The organism is Microbacterium sp. CCNWLW41 (genome assembly GCF_037083505.1).
Window position 1 is genome coordinate 411,564 of the sequence record NZ_JBAOJP010000006.1, and the last position, 19,183, is coordinate 430,746.

General features: G+C 70.8%; 14 protein-coding genes, 1 tRNA gene and 1 other RNA gene. 9 read left to right on the plus strand and 7 right to left on the minus strand.

Annotated elements, in window-relative coordinates; all coding sequences use genetic code 11:
- Positions 1–3: 3 nt before the first annotated feature.
- Positions 4–2,733, minus strand: a complete 2,730-nt coding sequence (aceE, locus tag V6R91_RS22355; RefSeq protein ID WP_336397108.1) for a pyruvate dehydrogenase (acetyl-transferring), homodimeric type — start codon at positions 2,731–2,733, stop codon at positions 4–6.
- Between the two features lie 141 nt (positions 2,734–2,874).
- Between aceE and V6R91_RS22360 the strand changes: the two genes are divergently transcribed.
- A tRNA-Val gene (locus V6R91_RS22360) sits at positions 2,875–2,947 on the plus strand.
- A 14-nt stretch (positions 2,948–2,961) separates the two neighbouring features.
- Here V6R91_RS22360 and V6R91_RS22365 read toward each other — a convergent pair.
- Entirely contained in the window at positions 2,962–4,485 is a 1,524-nt protein-coding gene (locus V6R91_RS22365) for an amino acid permease (RefSeq protein WP_336397109.1), read from the minus strand.
- 90 nt (positions 4,486–4,575) lie between these two features.
- Here V6R91_RS22365 and V6R91_RS22370 point away from each other — a divergent pair, with 90 nt between their 5' ends.
- The 3 genes from V6R91_RS22370 to rnpB all read left to right on the plus strand — a co-directional run bounded on the left by V6R91_RS22370 (position 4,576) and on the right by rnpB (position 7,470).
- Entirely contained in the window at positions 4,576–5,307 is a 732-nt protein-coding gene (locus tag V6R91_RS22370) for a zinc ribbon domain-containing protein (protein ID WP_336397110.1), read from the plus strand.
- A gap of 21 nt (positions 5,308–5,328) precedes the next feature.
- On the plus strand, positions 5,329–7,056 hold the full coding sequence (locus tag V6R91_RS22375; protein WP_336397111.1) for a bifunctional 3'-5' exonuclease/DNA polymerase: 1,728 nt from the start codon (positions 5,329–5,331) through the stop codon (positions 7,054–7,056).
- A 46-nt stretch (positions 7,057–7,102) separates the two neighbouring features.
- An RNA gene (rnpB, locus tag V6R91_RS22380) (RNase P RNA component class A) lies at positions 7,103–7,470 on the plus strand.
- A 76-nt stretch (positions 7,471–7,546) separates the two neighbouring features.
- Here the strand turns inward: rnpB and ppgK are convergent.
- Positions 7,547–8,311, minus strand: a complete 765-nt coding sequence (ppgK, locus tag V6R91_RS22385; RefSeq protein WP_336397112.1) for a polyphosphate--glucose phosphotransferase — start codon at positions 8,309–8,311, stop codon at positions 7,547–7,549.
- 95 nt (positions 8,312–8,406) lie between these two features.
- Between ppgK and V6R91_RS22390 the strand changes: the two genes are divergently transcribed.
- The 3 genes from V6R91_RS22390 to V6R91_RS22400 are packed head-to-tail and all read left to right on the plus strand — an operon-like array spanning position 8,407 to position 13,039.
- Positions 8,407–8,634, plus strand: coding sequence for an SPOR domain-containing protein (locus tag V6R91_RS22390; RefSeq protein ID WP_336397113.1), 228 nt, complete (start codon positions 8,407–8,409; stop codon positions 8,632–8,634).
- 51 nt (positions 8,635–8,685) lie between these two features.
- Positions 8,686–10,023 (plus strand): type I glutamate--ammonia ligase, encoded by a 1,338-nt coding sequence (gene glnA / locus V6R91_RS22395; RefSeq protein WP_336397114.1) that lies wholly within the window; start codon positions 8,686–8,688, stop codon positions 10,021–10,023.
- 13 nt (positions 10,024–10,036) lie between these two features.
- Positions 10,037–13,039 (plus strand): bifunctional [glutamine synthetase] adenylyltransferase/[glutamine synthetase]-adenylyl-L-tyrosine phosphorylase, encoded by a 3,003-nt coding sequence (locus V6R91_RS22400; RefSeq protein ID WP_336397115.1) that lies wholly within the window; start codon positions 10,037–10,039, stop codon positions 13,037–13,039.
- A gap of 33 nt (positions 13,040–13,072) precedes the next feature.
- Here the strand turns inward: V6R91_RS22400 and V6R91_RS22405 are convergent, their stop codons facing one another.
- Positions 13,073–13,714: a peptidase M23 gene (locus V6R91_RS22405; RefSeq protein ID WP_336397116.1), complete on the minus strand. Its 642-nt coding sequence runs from the start codon at positions 13,712–13,714 to the stop codon at positions 13,073–13,075.
- A 244-nt stretch (positions 13,715–13,958) separates the two neighbouring features.
- Complete coding sequence (glnA, locus tag V6R91_RS22410) at positions 13,959–15,383, minus strand: type I glutamate--ammonia ligase (RefSeq protein WP_336397117.1); 1,425 nt, start codon at positions 15,381–15,383, stop codon at positions 13,959–13,961.
- A 132-nt stretch (positions 15,384–15,515) separates the two neighbouring features.
- Between glnA (V6R91_RS22410) and V6R91_RS22415 the strand changes: the two genes are divergently transcribed.
- Positions 15,516–15,908: an RDD family protein gene (locus V6R91_RS22415; protein ID WP_336397118.1), complete on the plus strand. Its 393-nt coding sequence runs from the start codon at positions 15,516–15,518 to the stop codon at positions 15,906–15,908.
- Between the two features lie 16 nt (positions 15,909–15,924).
- On the opposite strand, the gene V6R91_RS22420 is transcribed toward V6R91_RS22415, so the two are convergent.
- Positions 15,925–16,635 (minus strand): DUF4191 family protein, encoded by a 711-nt coding sequence (locus tag V6R91_RS22420; protein ID WP_336397119.1) that lies wholly within the window; start codon positions 16,633–16,635, stop codon positions 15,925–15,927.
- A gap of 124 nt (positions 16,636–16,759) precedes the next feature.
- Between V6R91_RS22420 and V6R91_RS22425 the strand changes: the two genes are divergently transcribed.
- Complete coding sequence (locus tag V6R91_RS22425) at positions 16,760–18,112, plus strand: hypothetical protein (protein ID WP_336397120.1); 1,353 nt, start codon at positions 16,760–16,762, stop codon at positions 18,110–18,112.
- Positions 18,113–18,129: 17 nt separating this feature from the next.
- Here the strand turns inward: V6R91_RS22425 and sucB are convergent.
- Positions 18,130–19,183, minus strand: a 1,054-nt coding sequence (sucB, locus tag V6R91_RS22430; protein ID WP_336397121.1) for a 2-oxoglutarate dehydrogenase, E2 component, dihydrolipoamide succinyltransferase, incomplete at its 5' end; no start/stop codon positions are given.

The following is a 19,183-nucleotide window of genomic DNA, read 5'->3' on the forward strand; positions in this document are numbered from 1 at the left end:
GGATCAGCTCTCGCCGCCCGCGTTTCCGCTCGTTCCGGCCGTGACGTCGTGCAGGCGGTACTTCTGGATGGCCTGCGCGGCGAGGCTGCGGTCCACGGCGCCTTCGGCGGCGAGGGCCTGGAGCGTGCGGACCGCGACCGAGGGGCCGTCGATCTTGAAGAACCGGCGAGCCGCTGCGCGGGTGTCGGAGAAGCCGAATCCGTCGGCACCCAGCGTGGCGAAGTTGTGCTGCACCCAGGGGCGGATCTGGTCCTGCACCGCGTGCATGAAGTCGCTGACCGCGACGACCGGCCCGGGCGCTCCCGCGAGCTTCTCGGTGATGTACGCCGTACGGGGCTCCTCGTCCGGGTGCAGGAAGTTGTGCTCGTCCGCCGCGAGACCGTCGCGGCGCAGCTCGCTCCACGACGTCACCGACCACACGTCGGCCTGCACGCCCCAGTCGTCGCGCAGCAGCTGCTGCGCCTCGAGCGCCCACGGCACGCCCACGCCCGAGGCGAGGATCTGCGCGCGGGGCCCTTCGCCCTCGAGCGACGAGATGCGGTGGATGCCGCGCACGATGCCGTCGACGTCCACGCCCTCGGGCTCGGCCGGCTGCACGAGCGGCTCGTTGTACACCGTGAGGTAGTACATGACGTTGGGGTCGGGGTGGTTGCCGCCGTACATCCGCTCGAGCCCCGAGCGGACGATGTGCGCGATCTCGTAGCCGTAGGCCGGGTCGTACGAGACGGTCGCCGGGTTCGTCGATGCCAGCAGCGGCGAGTGGCCGTCGGCGTGCTGCAGGCCTTCGCCGGTGAGCGTGGTGCGGCCGGCGGTGGCGCCGATGATGAAGCCGCGCGCCATCTGGTCGCCCGCCGCCCACTGGGCGTCGCCGGTGCGCTGGAAGCCGAACATCGAGTAGAAGACGTACACCGGGATCAGCGGCTCGCCGTGCGTCGAGTACGACGTGCCGGTCGCGGTGAAGGCCGCGACGGCACCGGCCTCGTTGATGCCGACGTGCATGATCTGGCCCTGCGGGCTCTCTTTGTACGCCAGGAGCAGCTCGCGGTCGACCGACGTGTAATTCTGACCGTGCGGGTTGTAGATCTTCGCGGTCGGGAAGTACGCGTCCATGCCGAACGTGCGAGCCTCGTCCGGGATGATCGGCACGATCCGGTGGCCGAAGTCCTTCGCGCGCAGCAGATCCTTCAGCAGGCGGACGAACGCCATGGTCGTGGCGATCTCCTGCGTGCCGGAGCCCTTCTTGGGCAGCGCGTAGGCCTCGTCGCCCGGAAGCTGGAGGCCGACGTGGTGCGAGCGGCGCTCGGGGAGGAACCCGCCCAGGGCCTTGCGGCGCTCCAGCATGTACTGGATGGTCTCGTCCTGTGCGCCGGGGTTGAAGTACGGCGGCAGGTAGGGGTTCTCGTCCAGCTGCGCGTCCGAGATCGGGATGCGCATCGAGTCGCGGAAGTACTTGAGGTCCTGAAGGGTCATCTTCTTCATCTGGTGGGTCGCGTTGCGGCCCTCGAAGTGGTGACCCAGGCCGTAGCCCTTGATGGTCTTGGCCAGGATCACGGTGGGCTGGCCCTTGTGCTCGGTCGCGGCCTTGTAGGCGGCGTAGACCTTGCGGTAGTCCAGGCCGCCGCGACGCAGCTTGCCCCAGATGTCGTCGTCCGACCAGTCCTTCACCAGAGCCGCGGTGCGCTCGTCGCGCCCGAAGAAGTGCTCGCGGATGAAGGCGCCGTCCTCGGCGCGGTACGTCTGGAAGTCGCCGTCGGGCGTGGTGTTCATGAGGTGCACCAGCGCGCCGTCGACGTCCTTCGAGAGCAGCTCGTCCCAGCCCGACCCCCACACGACCTTGATGACGTTCCAGCCGGCGCCGCGGAAGAAGCTCTCCAGCTCCTGGATGATCTTGCCGTTTCCGCGGACAGGGCCGTCCAGGCGCTGCAGGTTGCAGTTGACGACGAACGTCAGGTTGTCCAGGCCCTCGTTCGCGGCGACCTGGAGCTGGCCGCGGCTCTCGACCTCGTCCATCTCGCCGTCGCCGAGGAAGGCCCATACGCGTGAGTTCGAGAGGTCCTTGATGCCCCGGTTCGTCAGGTACTTGTTCGTCATCGCCTGGTAGATGGCGTTGATCGGGCCGAGACCCATCGAGACGGTCGGGAACTGCCAGTACTCCGGCATGAGGCGCGGGTGCGGATAGGACGGGATGCCGTCGGGGAACTTCGACTTCTCCTGGCGGAAGCCGTCGAGCTGCGCTTCGTCGAGGCGCCCCTCGAGGAACGACCGCGCATAGATGCCGGGGGAGGCGTGACCCTGGATGAAGACCTGGTCGCCGCCGGAGGGGTCGTCGAGGCCGCGGAAGAAGTGGTTGAAGCCGACCTCGTAGAGGGACGCGGAGGAGGCATAGGTCGAGATGTGACCGCCCACGCCGATGCCGGGGCGCTGCGCGCGGTGCACCGTGATCGCGGCGTTCCAGCGGATCCACCGGCGGTAGCGGCGCTCGAGCTCCTCGTCACCGGGGAACTCGGGCTCGTTGTCGGGGGCGATCGTGTTGATGTAGTCCGTCGTGGGAACCTGCGGCACGTTCAGCTGCAGCTCGTGGGAGGTCTGCAGCAGGCTCAGCATGATCTCGCGGCCACGGCCGTGGCCCTTCGCCTGCACGAGCTGCTGGAGGGACTCCTGCCACTCGGAGGTCTCATCGGGATCGCTGTCGAGGGGTTCCTGCGAGTACGGATCCTGATCGTTGACAGTCACAGAAGACCTTTCGTCGTCTGGCAGATCGTGCCAGGGAATCTCTACCGGAGCGGCGCAGACTTTGTCTGCCGTGCACAACGCACCAGCTGCCAGCCTACCGAGTTCACGACGATCCGGACGCACCTCGTAGACTGACCGCGCGGGCCTTTAGCTCAGCTGGTAGAGCGCCACGTTTACACCGTGGATGTCGTCGGTTCGACCCCGGCAGGGCCCACTTCGTCGTCACGTTCAGCGGCGCGGATCGCCGTCGCTGTCGTCGCGCGTGTGCGAGACCACATGCGGCAGGGCGAACTCCTCGTAGCCCGGCTGACCGACCTTCGAGTGCCGGTGCGAGTAGGCGAAGTAGATGACGAACCCGATCGCGAGCCACACCAGGAATCGCAGCCACGTCTCGACGGTGAGGTTGAGCATCAGGTAGACGCAGACCGCCGCCGACAGGCCCGGCAGCCAGGGGCTGAAGGGCACGCGGAAGGTGCGCGTGAGATCGGGCCGCTTGCGGCGCAGCACGATGACCCCGACCGACACGAGCACGAAGGCCGACAGCGTCCCGATGTTGACCATCTCCTCGAGGAGGCCGATCGGGGTGAGACCCGCCACGACCGCGACGATGACGGTCACGATGATCGAGATGAGCCACGGCGTGCGGTACCTCGGGTGCACCTTGGCCAGGCCCGCGGGAAGCAGCGCGTCGCGCGACATCGCGAAGATGATGCGGGTCGCGCCGATCAGCAGCGTCAGCACCACCGTCGTGAGGCCGGCGACCGCGCCGGCGGAGATCAGCGTCGCCATCCACGCCTGCCCGTGGTAGGCGAAGGCGTTCGCCAGCGCCGCGGCGGGGTCGAGCTCCTCGTATGAGACCATTCCCGTGACCACCAGGGCGACCGCGCAGTAGAGGACCGTGCAGATCGCCAGCGAGGCGATGATGCCGATCGGCATGTCCCGCTGGGGATTCCTGGTCTCCTCGGCCGTGGTGGCCACGACGTCGAACCCGATGTATGCGAAGAACACCAGCGCCGCACCGGCGAAGATGCCGCCGACGCCGAATGCCATCGGCTCGATGCCCGACAGGAACTGCAGCAGCGGCTGGCCGAGGCCGGTCGCGGTCTCGCGGGGCGCGGCCTCCGGCACGAAGGGCGACCAGTTGGCGGGGTTCACGAACAGGATGCCGGCGATGATGACGAACAGCACGATGAAGATCTTCACCGCCACCAGGACGAGGTTGACCCGGAGGGACTCCTTGATGCCGAAGGTCATCAGCCCGCCCAGCACCAGCACCAGCAGGATCGCCATGAGGTCGACCGTGCCGCCGTAGCCGATCTCCGCGGGGATCGGCGCACCGAGCTGCTCCATGAGGGTTCCGAGGTACGCGCTCCAGCCCTGTGCGACCACGCTGGCGCCGAGGAACATCTCGAGGATGAGATCCCACCCGATGATCCACGCGAAGAGCTCGCCCAGCGACGAGTACGAGAAGGTGTAGGCCGATCCGGACACCGGCACGGTGGAGGCGAACTCGGCGTAGCACAGTGCCGCGAGCGCGCAGGCGATCGCCGCGACGACGAAGCTGATCACGATCGCGGGGCCGGCGACCTCGTGCGCCGCCCGGCCGGTGAGGGTGAAGATGCCGGCGCCGATGACGACGCCGATGCCGAAGACGGTGAGGTCCAGCGCCGACAGCGACTTCTTGAGCCGGTACTCCGGTTCGTCGGTGTCGGCGATGGATCGCTCGACGGACTTGGTGCGGAGAACGCCCATTGTTCGCGCCTTTCGTCATCGGAGAGCCGATCGTCGAATGCTAGTCCCCGCCGCTCCTGGCGTCGACGGCTCGCGGGGTAGGTTGGTGACGTGAAAGCCACCGCCGCAGACCAGCGCCGCCTCGTCGAGGTGGCCCAGCTCGACGCCCGCATCCGCCAGGCGGACCACGCCCGCCGGAACCCGCCGCAGGCCGCGAGGGTGCAGGAGCTCCTCGGGCGCCGGCAGGAGCTCTCGGCGGAGCTGTCGAACCGCCTGGGCGCGCGCGACGATCTGCGCACCGAGCTGTCGCGCATCGAGTCCGATGTCGCGGTCGTGGACGCCCGGGCGGCGCGCGACGCGCAGCGGCTCGCCTCCTCGAGCAACGCCAAGGAGGCCCAAGGGCTCGAGAGCGAGCTGGCCGCGCTGGCGCGTCGCAAGAGCGACCTCGAGGACGCCGAGCTGTCCGTCATGGAGCGACTGGAGCTCGCCGATGCGGCCGTCGCCGAGCAGGAGGGCCTCATCGCGGCGACGAACGCCGAGGGCGCCGAGCTCAGCGCCGAAGGCAAGCGTGCCGTGGCCGAGGCAGGAGCCGCCTTCGATGCCGCCACCCGCGACCGCGCGGCGATCGCAGGCGGGCTCCCCGGCGAGCTGATGGCGCTGTACGAGCGCGTGGCCGCCCGCAGCGCCGGCGCGGCCCTGCTCCGGCGCCGCACGTGCGAAGGATGCCGCATGGTGCTCGCCGGCACCGACCTGCAGGTGCTGCGCCAGGCGCCCGAGGACGAGGTGGTGACGTGCCCGGAATGCGGCTGCATCCTGGTGCGCGACGACGAGTCCGGTCTGTGACCCGACGCCCGCTGTGCCGCGATGGCCGGCGTTGAAGCGGCCGCGTGGATCGTCCTCGGACGCACCGACGGCGGCGCGATCGGCGTCCCGCTCGGCTCGACGGGTGAGGAGCTCGGCCGTCACCGGATCCCTGACGCCGATCTGAGCTCGTGGGTCGCGGCGCAGGAGTCCTCCCTCGCGCCGCGCTGGGTCTGGAACGACGCGCCCCAGTGGTACCCGCGACTGCTCTCCGACGGCGTGCGCGTCGCGCGGTGTCACGACCTGCGACTGTGCCACGCCATCCTGCGCGACTCGGTGCTGGTGGACGGCTCCGCCGCCGTCCGGGGTGCTCACGAGTGGGATGCGGCCCCATACGACGACGACGCCGCGCCGCCGGCGCTGTTCGAGCTCGACGGCACCGCGCGCCCCTCCGGACCGCCGTCCGACGTGGACAGCGCGCTGTCGGAGTTCGCGCGACAGCGCGACGCGATGGCCGGCGGCCGCGAGCCGGGCCGCCTGCGCCTGCTCACGGCGGCGGAATCCGCGGGCGCGCTCATCGCCTGCGAGCTGCGGGCCGCCGGACTGCCGTGGGACGCCGCGGCGCACGACCGGATCCTGGTGAGGATGCTGGGGGAGCGGCCCGCGGGCGGAGGCCCGCCCGCGAAGCTCGCGGAGGCGGCCGCCCGCGTCCGCGCAGCCCTCGGTGATCCGACCGCGAGTCTCGACTCGCAGCCGAAGCTGCTGCGGTCGCTGCACCGCGCCGGAGTGCTCGTCCAGTCCACGAGCCGGTGGGAGCTCGCCGAGCAGCGGCATCCCGTGATCGAGCCGCTGCTGGAGTACAAGAAGCTCTCGCGTCTGCTCTCGGCGAATGGGTGGACGTGGCTGGCGGACTGGGTCGAGGACGGACGATTTCGGCCGGTGTACGTCCCCGGCGGCGTGGTGACCGGTCGCTGGGCGTCGTCGGGCGGCGGCGCGCTCCAGCTGCCGCGGCAGCTGCGAGAGGCGGTGCGGGCCGATCCCGGCTGGCGCCTCGTCGTCGCCGATGTGGCGCAGCTCGAGCCGCGGGTCCTCGCCGCGATGTCACGCGACACGGCGCTGGCCGCGGCGGCGCGGGGGCGCGACCTCTATGCCGGCATCGTCGACAGCGGGGCGGTGGCGACGCGGCAGGAAGCGAAGATCGCGCTGCTGGGCGCGATGTACGGCGCCACGACCGGCGAGTCGGGGCGCCTCGTCCCACGGCTGCGGCGGGCCTACCCCCGCGCGATGGGGCTCGTCGACGACGCGGCGCGCACCGGCGAGGACGGCGGGGTCGTCTCGACGTGGCTGGGCCGCACGTCCCCGCCGCCGTCGCCGTCGTGGGCGGCCGCGCAGTCGCGGGCGACCGAGGCCGAGGCATCCGGTATCGACGAGACGCGGGCGCGGCGATGGGCGCGCGATCGCGGCCGGTTCACCCGCAACTTCGTCGTCCAGGGCACCGCCGCCGAGTGGGCGCTGGCGTGGCTGGCCGACCTCCGCACGCGTCTGGCCGCGATTGCGCCGGTGGCGGTCGCCGACGCGGCGCCGCGCTCGGGTCCGGCGTTCGCGAGACAGCCGCACCTGGCTCTCTTCCTCCACGACGAGGTGATCGTCCACACGCCCGACGAGCACGCCGAGGAGGTCGCTCAGGCGGTGACGGATGCCGCGGCCGCCGCCGGCCGCCTGCTGTTCGGAGACTTCCCGCTCGACTTCCCGCTCGACGTGCGCGTGGGCGACACCGCGCTGAAGGACTGACGCCGAGGCGGGCCACGGACCGCGGCGGTAGACTGCCAGACGCGAATGGGTCGGCTGGACGGTCGCGTCGCGGGCGGATCTCCGTTCCGCGCCGAGGAACGTCCGGGCTCCACAGGGCAGGGCGGTGGGTAACACCCACCCGGAGCGATCCGCGAGACAGTGCCACAGAGAGCAGACCGCCCGGCTACGGCCGGGTAAGGGTGAAAGGGCGGTGTAAGAGACCACCGGGGTCGTGGTGACACGGCCCGCACGGCAAACCTCGCCCGGAGCAAGGCCAGACAGGGGATGACGACGCGGCCCGCCGAGTCCCCGGGTAGGCCGCTGGAGCGGCACGGCAACGTGTCGCCGAGAGAGATGACCGTCTACGGGGCTTCGGCCCCCGGACAGAACCCGGCGTACAGGCCGGCCCATTCGCCTCCGAAGAGCTCGTCCGTGGGATCCGCTCGACCGGACGACCCGACCGCACCGGGCGCGGGTGCGGCGAATCGGGTCAGCCGCGCGCGAGCGCGGCCGCTCCGATGATCCCGGCGTTGTTGCGGTGCACGGCGGGCACGATCGGGGTCTTCAGCTGCAGGAGGTGCAGGAACTTGGCGGCGTGCTTGCTCACGCCGCCGCCCACGACGAACAGGTCGGGGCTGAAGAGGAACTCGATGTAGCTGTAGTACCACTGCAGCCGCTCGGCCCACTGCTCCCACGACAGCTCGTCGCGCTCCATCGCGGAGTACGCGGCGTACGCCTCGGCGTCCTTGCCGTGCTCCGCCCGCTGGACGTGGCCGAGCTCGGAGTTCGGGATGAGCACGCCGTCGTACAGCAGTGCCGAGCCGATCCCCGTGCCGAGCGTGGTGAGGATCGTCAGACCCGGCTGATCCTTGGCCGCGCCGTAGCGCACCTCGGCGATCCCGGCGACATCCGCGTCGTTGGCGAAGTGGATGTCGCGACCGAGTCCGTCCTCGAAGAACTTCTCGGCCTCGAAGTCGATCCACCGCTCGGAGACGTTGGCCGCCGACAGGGTGCGCCCGTGCTTGACGATGGCGGGGAATGCCACGCCGAGTGCGACCGAGGGGTCGTCGGCGACGCCGAGCGTGGAGAGCACCTCGGTCACCGCGGCCAGGACATCCGGCGGATGCGCTCCCTCCGGGGTCGCGACCTTCACGCGGTCGCTGATCAGTTCGCCACGCTCGAGGTCGACGATCCCCGCCTTGATGCCGGTGCCGCCGATGTCCACGCCGACGGCGCGTGCCGCGTCAGATGCCATGCCGTCAGCCTACCGATCGTGATCCCGGACGATGACGCGCCCCGTCAGTAGGATCGACCTGACGGCGAACTGCCCGCGATCCAGAGGAGCGCACGATGACGAACGGCAGCGAGAAGTACTGGTACAACCTCCGCACCGGCGAGGTCGAGAAGGGCTTCGAGTCACCCTCGGTGGACCGGGCCGGTCCCTTCGACACTCCGGAGGAGGCCGCCGAGGCTCCCGAGGTCATGCGCCGGCGCTCGCGTGCGTGGGCGGAGGAGGAGGCCCGCGAGGATTCCTGGGGTGGCACGGGCGTGTCAGGAGAGCCCGCCGACGACCAGTAGTCTGGCTTCGACCGCGGTCTTGCCGACGGTTCGGGCACCGGAGAGGACGCGATGGACAAGCAGCGTGACTTCGTTCTGAGGACCATCGAGGAGCGGGGCGTCAAGTTCGTCCGGCTCTGGTTCACCGACGTGATCGGCACACTGAAGTCCGTCGCGATCGCCCCCGCCGAGGTGGAGGGCGCCTTCAGCGAGGGGCTCGGCTTCGACGGCTCCGCCATCGAGGGCCTGACGCGCTCCTACGAGTCCGACCTGCTCGCGCATCCCGACCCGACCACGTTCCAGACCCTGCCGTGGCGCGGCGAGATCGACCCCACTGCGCGCATGTTCTGCGACATCACCACCCCCGACGGGCAGCCGGCCGTGGCCGACCCGCGCCACGTGCTCAAGCGCACGCTCGCGAAGGCGGCCGATGCCGGATTCACCTTCTACACACACCCCGAGATCGAGTTCTACCTCCTGAAGTCGTCGGCGTTCGGCGCCGAGGGGCCCGAGCCGGTGGACTCCGCCGGCTACTTCGACAACGTGCCGGGCGGGACCGCCCACGACTTCCGGCGTCGCTCGGTGCGGATGCTCGAGGACCTCGGCATCTCGGTCGAGTTCAGCCACCACGAGGGCGGCCCGGGACAGAACGAGATCGACCTGCGCTACGCCGACGCTCTCACGACCGCCGACAACATCATGACCTTCCGCACGGTCATCAAGGAGGTCGCGATCGAGCAGGGCGTCTACGCGACGTTCATGCCCAAGCCGATGACCGGCAAGCCCGGCAGCGGCATGCACACGCACATGTCGCTCTTCGAGGGCGACGTCAACGCGTTCTACGAAGAGGGCGCGCAGTACCAGCTGTCGAAGATCGGCCGCCAGTTCATCGCCGGGCTGCTGCGCCATGCGAACGAGATCTCGGCGGTCACCAACCAGTTCGTGAACTCCTACAAGAGGCTGTGGGGCGGCGACGAGGCCCCGAGCTTCATCTGCTGGGGCCACAACAACCGCTCGGCGCTGGTGCGCGTGCCGCTGTACAAGCCCAACAAGGGGCAGTCTTCGCGCGTGGAGTACCGCGCCCTCGACTCGGCCGCGAATCCGTACCTGTCGTTCGCGCTCATGCTCGCCGCGGGCCTCAAGGGCATCGAGGGCGAGTACGAGCTTCCCGCCGAGGCGGAGGACAACGTCTGGTCGCTGACGGATGCCGAGCGACGGGCGCTGGGCTATGCGCCGCTGCCGGCGAGCCTGGACCACGCGCTGGAGTACATGGAGGAGTCGGAGCTCGTCGCCGAGACGCTGGGCGAGCAGGTGTTCAACTACGTGCTGCTGAACAAGCGGCGCGAGTGGCAGGAGTACCGCTCCCAGGTGACCCCCTTCGAGCTCAAGAGCAACCTCGAGATGCTCTGAGGCCGGTCGAGGCATGTCCGCGAGCGAACGTCCGGGATCCCTCACCCCTCTCGCGCGATTGGGTTTCAGCCGGCTCACCGAGGCCGAGGCGCTGCTCGAGGAGCTGACCGAGCTCATCGGCGCGCCGCGCAGCGACGTCCTCGACGCCGCTTCGCACGCAGCCGACCCCGATGAGGCGCTGTTCGGGGTGACCCGCCTGGCACGCCGCGACTCCGACCCCGTCCGGCGCGCCCGCGAGCATCCGGCCGCCTGGCGCGCCCTGTGGGCGCTCCTGGGCGCATCGACGGGCTTCGGCGAGTTCTTCCTGCGTCATCCCGCGGAGGTCGACGAGCTCGCCGCCGCGGGCGAACGCCTTCCCACCGGCGCAGAGCTGCGCGAGACGCTGCTGGAGTCGGTGGGAGCGGTGGAGGGCTTCGCCGCAGAGGGCGGCGAAAGCGCCTGGGTGGCGCTGCGCGTGCGTTATCGGCGGATGCTGGCACGCATCGCGGCATACGACCTGCTCAGTCCTGCACCCGTCGACGAGATCGCCAACGTGTCGGCGCGGCTGGCGGATGCCGCGGGCGCCGCGCTGGAGGCATCCCTCGCCGTCGCCCGCACGCGGGTGTCCGGCGGCGCGGTGGGGGCGGGGCTCTTTCCGCGCGACCAGGTGGCGCGCACCGAGCTCGCGATCATCGGCATGGGCAAGACCGGTGCCCGCGAGCTGAACTACGTCAGCGACGTCGACGTGATCTTCGTCGCCGGCGGTGATGACGAGGCCGTCCAGGAACTGGGGGAGAGCAGGATCGTCGACATCGCCACGCGACTGGCCGTGCAGACGATGCGCGGCATCAGCGGGGTCGAGATCGAGCCGCCGCTGTGGGAGGTCGACGCCAACCTGCGCCCGGAGGGCAAGCAGGGAGCGCTGGTGCGGACGCTGGACTCCCATCTGGCGTACTACGACCGCTGGGCCAAGAGCTGGGAGTTCCAGGCGCTGCTCAAGGCGCGACCCATCGCCGGCGACGAGGCGCTCGGGCGCGCGTACACCGAGGCCGTCCAGCCCAAGGTGTGGACCAGCGCGGCGCGCGAGAACTTCGTCGACAGCGTGCAGCGGATGCGGGAACGCGTCACCGAGCACATCCCCGCCGCGGATGTGCCGTACCAGCTCAAGCTCGGTCCCGGCGGCATCCGCGACATCGAGTTCACCGTGCAGCTCCTGCAGCTCGTCCACGGGCTGACGGACGACCGCATCCGCCAGCGCGGCACCCTCGACGCCCTCGCCGCACTGGTGACCGAGGGCTACATCGGCCGGGCCGAGGCATCCGCGTTCTCCCGGGACTATCGTGTGCTGCGACTCCTCGAGCACCGTGTGCAGCTGCGCCAGCTGCGCCGCACGCACCTCATGCCGCAGCGCCCGGAGGACCTTCGCGTCCTCGCGCGGGCCAGCGGGCTCGCCGACAGCGGCAACGGCGTCTGGTCGCTGTGGGAGTCCGTCAAGCGCGAGGTGCGCGACATCCACGTCCGGCTGTTCTACCGTCCGCTGCTGTCCGCGGTGGCCGCGCTGCCCGCCGACGAGCGCGCGCTCTCCACGGAGCAGGCGCACGACCGGCTCGCGGCGATCGGCTTCACCGATCCCGCCGGCGCGCTGCGCCACATCGCCGCCCTGACCAGCGGCCTCAGCCGCAAGGCGACGATCCAGCGACACCTCATGCCCGTCATGATCCGATGGTTCGCCGACGGCGCGGATCCGGACTACGGACTGCTCGCATTCCGCCGACTGAGTGAGCGGCTCGGCGACACCCACTGGTTCCTGCGGATGCTGCGGGACTCGTCGGGGGCCGCCGAGAGCCTCTCGCGCGTCCTCTCGGGGTCCCGTTACGTGGGCGAGCTGATCGAGTGGATCCCGGAATCCGCAGCCTGGCTCGACGATCCCGAGCTGCTGCGCCCTCGGTCGGGCGCGGTGCTGCAGCAGGAGGCGCGCGCGATCCAGACGCGCCACGCCACCACGCTCGACGCCATGCGCGCGGTGCGCGCGCTGCGGCGGCGGGAGCAGCTGCGCGTGGCGATGGGCGCCATTCTCGGAACGATGACGATCGAGGAGCTGGCCGAGGCGCTCACCACGATCACCGAGGTGACGATCCAGGCGACCCTGCGCGCGGTGCGCCGCGAGGTGGTGCCGCCGGAGGACGAGGCGCTCGACTTCTCCGTGATCGCCATGGGCCGCTTCGGCGGAGCCGAACTCGGCTTCGGCTCGGACGCGGACGTCATGTACGTCTACCGGGCGAACGGCGTCGACCCCCAGCGGGCGCACGAGCTCGCGCTGAAGCTCGTCGCGGCGCTGCGGACGCACTCGGAGGACCACCGTGTTCCGCTCGAGCTGGACGCCGACCTGCGTCCGGAGGGACGCAACGGACCGCTCGCGCGCTCGCTCGAGGCGTACGCCGAGTACTACCGGCGCTGGGCGCTGCCGTGGGAGGCGCAGGCGCTGTTGCGGGCGCGCGGCGTCGCGGGGAGCGTCAAGCTGATCGCCGACTTCACGAGTCTCATCGACCAGGTGCGCTACCCCGAGCGCATCGACGCGGCCGCGGTCCGCGAGATCAAGCGGATCAAGGCGCGGGTCGAGAGCGAGCGCCTCCCGCAGGGCGTCGATCCGTCGCGGCATCTGAAGCTGGGCCGCGGTTCGCTCAGCGATGTCGAGTGGCTGGTGCAGCTGCTCCAGCTGCAGCACGCGCACGCCGTCCCCGAGATGCGCACGACGTCCACGCTGCGCGCGCTCCGTGCGGCCGAGACGGCGGGTCTCATCCCGACGAGCGCGGCCGACCGGCTCACCGAGGCCTGGCGCCTGTCCAGCCGGCTCCGCTCGGCGAACACCCTGCTGTCCGGGCAGACCAGCGACGTCCTGCCGGTCGACCGGAAGAAGCTCGACGGGATCGGCCGCCTCCTCGAGTACCCGCCGCGGTCGGCCACGCTGGTCGAAGAGGACTATCTCGGCACCACCCGTCGCGCACGCCGCGTCTTCGAGAAGCTCTTCTACGGATAGGGGCCGGGCCGCAGTCTGCGCCGGCCGCGAGCTTCAGGAGCCAGGACAGAGCGGGATGCCGTCGATGCGGTCGCCGTCCAGCGGAGCGCCCCCCAGGGCCGCCACCACGCGGACGGCGCGGTCCCAGTACCGCGCGTAGTGGTACGGGTCCTTGTTGACCTGGGTGCGGTGGGCGACGAGCGTCGGCTCCAGCGCTGCCCTGTCGGGAACGCGCGCGGCCATCGCCCGATAGAAGACGCCTGCTGCGGTGTACGGGTCGAGTCGGGCCTCGCGGGTCCCCCAGGAGTCCTGCTGCTGGAACAGGCCGATGGACGTGGTGCGCGAGCCGTCGGGGTTGGTCACTCCGCTGGTCTCCCAGTCGCCGTAGTCGATGTTGCGCAGCGACGATTCGCCCATCGCGGTCATCACGGCGATCGTCTGGTCGCGTCCGTCGAACCCGAGGTCCCTGCCGGCGGCGAGGATGGTACACGCGTTGGCCAGCTGCTCGAGCCCGTAGCCGGCGACAGCGGGTTCGGCGATCGCAGCCGGCGGCACGGGGAGGGCCGGTGCGCGGCCGTCGGCGGCGAAGGCCCTGCCGAACGCCCCGGCCAGCACGCCGCCGCCGAGCAGCACGGCTGCCGCGAGCACCACCGCGACCGTCACCGCGATCGCGACCGCGGCACCGGCTCGCCGCACGGACCGGCCTCGGCGGCGGGCACGCGCCGTGCGCCGCCGCGCCGACGCCTTCGAGGTCTTCGCCTTCGGCCGGCGCGCGCGACGTCGTCGCGTCGGTGTGGAGCGGCCGGTCGGCATCGGAGATTCGCTTTCGTCACGAGGCGCGCGTGCGCCCGTTCAGCATAAGCACGCGCGCCGGGTCACGGCATCCGTCAGCCACGCGAAAGAGCCCCGGTCTCCCGGGGCTCTCTCGCGTGCTGGAACGTCAGACGCCGAAGTACAGCTCGTACTCGAACGGGTGCGGACGCGCGTTGAGCGGCTGGATCTCGTTCTCGATCTTGTACTCGATCCACGTCTCGATGAGCTCGGGCGTGAACACGCCGCCCTTCAGCAGGAACTCGTGGTCGGCGCGCAGCGCCTCGAGCGAGTCGAGCAGCGAGTTCGGGACCTGCGGGATGTTCTTGGCCTCCTCGGGGGGAAGCTCGTACAGGTCCTTGTCGACGGGCTCGTGCGGCTCGATGCGGTTCTGGATGCCGTCCAGGCCCGCCATGAGCTGCGCCGCGAAGGCGAGGTAGGGGTTGCCCGACGCGTCCGGCGCGCGGAACTCGATCCGCTTGGCCTTCGGGTTCGAGCCGGTGATCGGGATGCGGATGGCCGCCGAGCGGTTTCCGGCCGAGTACACCAGGTTGACCGGTGCCTCGTAGCCCTTCACCAGACGCTTGTAGGAGTTCAGCGTCGGGTTGGTGAACGCCAGCAGCGCCGGCGCGTGGGCCAGGATGCCGCCGATGTACCAGCGGGCGGTGTCGGAGAGCTGTGCGTAGCCCTTCTCGTCGTAGAAGAGAGGCTTGCCCTCGAGCCACAGCGACTGGTGGGTGTGCATGCCCGAGCCGTTGTCGCCGAAGAGCGGCTTGGGCATGAAGGTCGCGACCTTGCCCCACTCGTTGGCCACGTTCTTGACGATGTACTTGAACTTCAGGATGTCGTCGGCCGCGTGCACCATGGTGTCGAAGCGGTAGTTGATCTCCTGCTGGCCACCGGTGCCGACCTCGTGGTGGGCACGCTCGAGGTGCAGGCCCGACTCGATGAGGCGGAGGCTGATGTCGTCGCGCAGGTCGGCGGTCTTGTCGACCGGCGAGACGGGGAAGTAGCCGCCCTTGTACGGGGTCTTGTTCGCGAGGTTGCCGCCGTCCTCGACGCGGCCGGTGTTCCAGGCGCCCTCCTCGGAGTCCACCGAGTAGAAGCTGGAGTTCTGCTTCACCTCGTAGCGGACGTCGTCGAAGATGTAGAACTCGGCCTCCGGGGCGAAGAACGCGGTGTCGGCGATCCCGGTCGACGCGAGGTACTTCTCGGCCTTCTTGGCGACCTGGCGCGGGTCCTTGGCGTAGATCTCGCCGTTGCGCGGGTTGTAGATGTCGAAGACCATGACGAGCGTCTTCGCCTCGCGGAACGGGTCGAGGTACGCCGTCGACACGTCGGGGATGAGCTGCATGTCAGATTCGTGGATGTTCGCGAATCCCCGGATGGAGGAGCCGTCGAACAGCTGGCCGACCGTGAAGAACTCTTCGTCGACGGTGGAGGCCGGGATGTTGAAGTGCTGCTGCACGCCAGGAAGGTCCGTGAAACGGATGTCGAGGAACTTGACGTCCTCATCCTTGATGTACTTCAGCACCTCGGATGAATCTTTGAACATGAAGACTCCAGAGGTAGGGCATTCGGAACCGCCCGTGCGGGTCGGGCTTGCAGGCAAGCTACCCAAAGGGGATTGCCCGGCAGTATCACTCGTGTTTCCGGCATGTTACGGGGACCTGGATACGCTTGTCCCGTGACGCAGAGCACGCAGGATTACCCCGGAGAACGGCTCGGACTGCCCCGCGAGGGCACGGGATCCATCGGCCGGCTCGGCCGACGGGTGGGTGCGCTGTTCATCGACTACGGCGCCGCGTACCTGATCTCGGGCTTCTTCGGCTGGGATCCGCTGGCGATCTTGGCGCTGTTCGCCGCGATCCAGCTCGTCTTCCTGCCGACCCTGCAGGGGAGCCCGGGTCACCGGCTCTTCGGCCTGCGACTGGTGCGGCTGGACGGCGCGTGGGTGGGCCTGTGGCGGCCCGTCGTGCGCACGGCGCTGCTGATCGTCGTCATCCCGGCCGTCATCTGGGACGCCGACCAGCGAGGACTCCACGACAAGGCCGCCGGGACGGTCCTCGTCCGCGCCTGACCGCGGCCCCGCGCGGTCAGCGCGGGCGCGGCGCGCGCACCTTCGTCGGATCGATCCCCTTCGGGATGGGCAGCGACGACAGCGACTGCGAGACCGAGTCGATGCGCTTGATGACGGCGGCCATGGTGGCGCGGTCGATCTTCTTCGGCAGCGCCTTGATGGCGGGGGCGAGCTTCGCGATGGGGACCTCGCCGTCACCGTGGCCGACGTAGAAGACGGTCACCGGCACTCCGGCGGCCACGCGCTGGACCTTCGAGCGCTCGTCGTTGACGAGGCGGGTCAGCCGGCCGCGGGCCCCCTCGCCGACGATGACCACGCCACCGCGTCCGACCGCGCGGTACACGGCCTCCTGCGTCTTGGGGTTGATGCCCACCGGCATCTCGCTCGCCGACCACTTGCGGCCGAGCGAGCTGGACAGGACGTGGCCGGTGGCGCCCGGCATCCCGTCGATCTTCTTGTACATCGCCTGGGTCGACAGGCGCGTCATCGTCATCATGGACGCCAGCACGCCGAGCATCAGGCCGGTGAGACCCCAGAGGATCACGCTCCAGATCGCGACCGGCGGGATGAGGAACCCGATCGCCACACCCACCGCGATGCCGAGGAGCAGGATGCCTATCAGCAGGAACGGCAGCCAGCGGAACTCCTTCTGCGTGAAGGTGTACAGGGTGCGGACCTGGGAGAAGAATCCAGGGCGTTTCTCGGGGGCGGAACTGCGCGCGGCCATGCCCTCCAGCCTACCTTTTCGCGCGTGCCTTCTCGGCTCCTCCCCACACCCGCGCTGAAGGCGTTCGTCCACAGAGGCGTCCGCTCGCAGCGCGTCACTCCGCGCGCACGACCACGCTGGGACGGTGGACACCGATGACGCGCCGCTGGGCCGGGCCTACCGCGCCGTACGCGCCGTGCGCGCGCACGAGGACGGCCCATGGCCCGGAACCCTGGTCCGCACAGACGACGGCGCCTCCCGCATCCTGGTCGATGCCGCGGTCCTCGGAACCGACTGGGCCGGATGGGAGGCGGATCCGGAAGGTCACGTGCTCGCCGCGCTCGACGTCACCCGGCGCGCGGGCGGGCACGATGCGGTCCTCCCGGTGTGCCTCGAGCGACTGGACGACTTCGTCCGCCGCCGTCAGGAGCGGATGCCGCTCAGCCCCGGCGAGGCGGTGACGCTCGGTGTCAGCGTGCTGCGCGGCTGCGCTCAGCTGGCGGGCGTGGCCGAGACGGGCGGCCAGTGGTGGCTCGACGACGCCGGTCGCCCGGTGCTGGCCACGGATGCCTCCGACAACCGTGCGCTCGACGCATCGGTGGCGGTCCTCGAACGGGTCACCCCACCCCCCGTCATGCAGCGGACGTGGGACACCGCGGTGCGCACGCTCGGGGCGGACCGGGTATCGGTCACCGAGCTCGCCGCGGCCGAGGACGCCCTGTTCGCGCTCTCACCAGCGGAGCCCCTCGTCACGGTGAGCCTGAGCCCGCGCAGAGCGTCGGAGGCCATGGCGCGCAGCAGCGCCGCGGGTGAGCGCCCACGCGTCGTGCATGAGCCGCCGCCGCGCTCGATGTGGCAATCGCTGCTCCGCGGCGTCGACGAGGAGCTCGCCGACACCGTCTCGCGCGCGACCACGGCCGTATGGCGGCGGGTGAGGCCGGGGGATCGGCCGGCTCGGGCCACCTCCCGCCGGGCGCCCTGGCTGGTGGCCGGTGCCGTCGCGGCCGTCGTGCTGGCGGGCGGTGCCCTGTGGCCATCCGCCGACGTCGTGGCCACCGGCGGACCGGCCGCGTCGACGCCGGCTGCGACGGCGGGCGCCGGGACGCAGGTCGCCGCCCCCGCCGCCGGGCTGGATGCGGACGCAGTCGAGGACGTCGGCGCCTCGCCGGGCACCGACGCGGAGGCGGCGGCCGCGCCGGCCGCGGCGCCGGCCGACCTCGCCGCGATCGCGGGTGGACTGCTCGACGCCAGGCTGGCCTGCGGAGCCGATGCGGAGTGCCTGCGCAGGGTCGTCGTCGATGGTGCTGCGATCGCCGACGGCGCCATCGACCTGCCGGCGGACGAGCGCACGGTCACGATGCTCGACGACTTCGGAGACCTCGCGGTCGTGCGAGTGGACCCGGACGAGGGCGGCATCCCGTCGCAGCTCGTGGTGATCCTGCGCCACGAGGAGAAATGGCTGCTGCGCGACGTCCGTGACGTCGCGCAGCAGCCGTAGACCCTGGGGGCGCGGGATCAGATGCCGAGCTGGCCCTCGAACTGCGCGGCCTCCAGGCGAGACTTCACGGCGCCGAGGAAGCGCGCCGCGTCGGCGCCGTCGATCACGCGGTGGTCGTACGAGAGCGCCAGGTACACGTAGGAGCGCACCGAGATGGCGTCCTTGCCGTCGACCGTCACCACGCCGGGCCGCTTGACGACGACACCGGTGCCGAGGATGGCCGTCTGCGGAAGGAACACGACCGGCGTGTCGAAGAGCGCGCCGCGCGAACCGGTGTTCGTCAGCGTGAACGTGCCGCCGGCGAGCTCGTCGGGCTTGAGCTTGTTCTCACGCGTGCGAGCCGCGAGGTCGGCGATCTCGCGAGCGATCTGGGCGAGGTTCTTGGTCGCCGCGTCGCGCAGCACCGGCGTGAGCAGGCCCCGCTCGGTGTCGACGGCGATCGAGAGGTTCTCGGTCGCGGGGTAGACGATCTGGTCGCCGTCCACGGTCGAGTTGACGACCGGGTAGGCCTGGAGGGCCTCCGCGGCGGCCAGCGCGAAGAACGGCAGGAACGACAGCTTGTCGCCGGTCTTGGCCTGGAAGTCGCCCTTCACCTTGTCGCGGAACGTCGCGAGCTTGGTGACGTCGACCTCCACGACGGACGTGAGCTGAGCGGTCGACTGCATCGACTCGACGGCGCGCTGCGCGAGAACCTTGCGCAGACGCGACATGGGCTGCGTGGTGCCCCGCAGCGGCGACACCTCCAGCGGCGCGGGGGCAGCCGGCGCGGCGGGCGCCGCGGCAGCCGGAGCCGACGCGGCCTCCGCGGCCTTCAGGACGTCCTCCTTGCGGATGCGGCCGCCGACGCCCGTGCCCTTGACGGACGCCAGGTCGACGCCCTGCTGCTGTGCGAGGCGGCGCACCAACGGCGTGACGTAGGTGATGCTGTCCTCGTCGGTCGAGAGAGACGGAGCCGATGCCGCGGGCGCCGCAGCCGGAGCCGGCGCGGCAGCGGGAGCCGGCGCAGCGGCCGGAGCCGGGGCAGGCGCCTCGGCCGGGGCGGCCTGTGCCGGCGCGGGAGCCGGAGCGGCG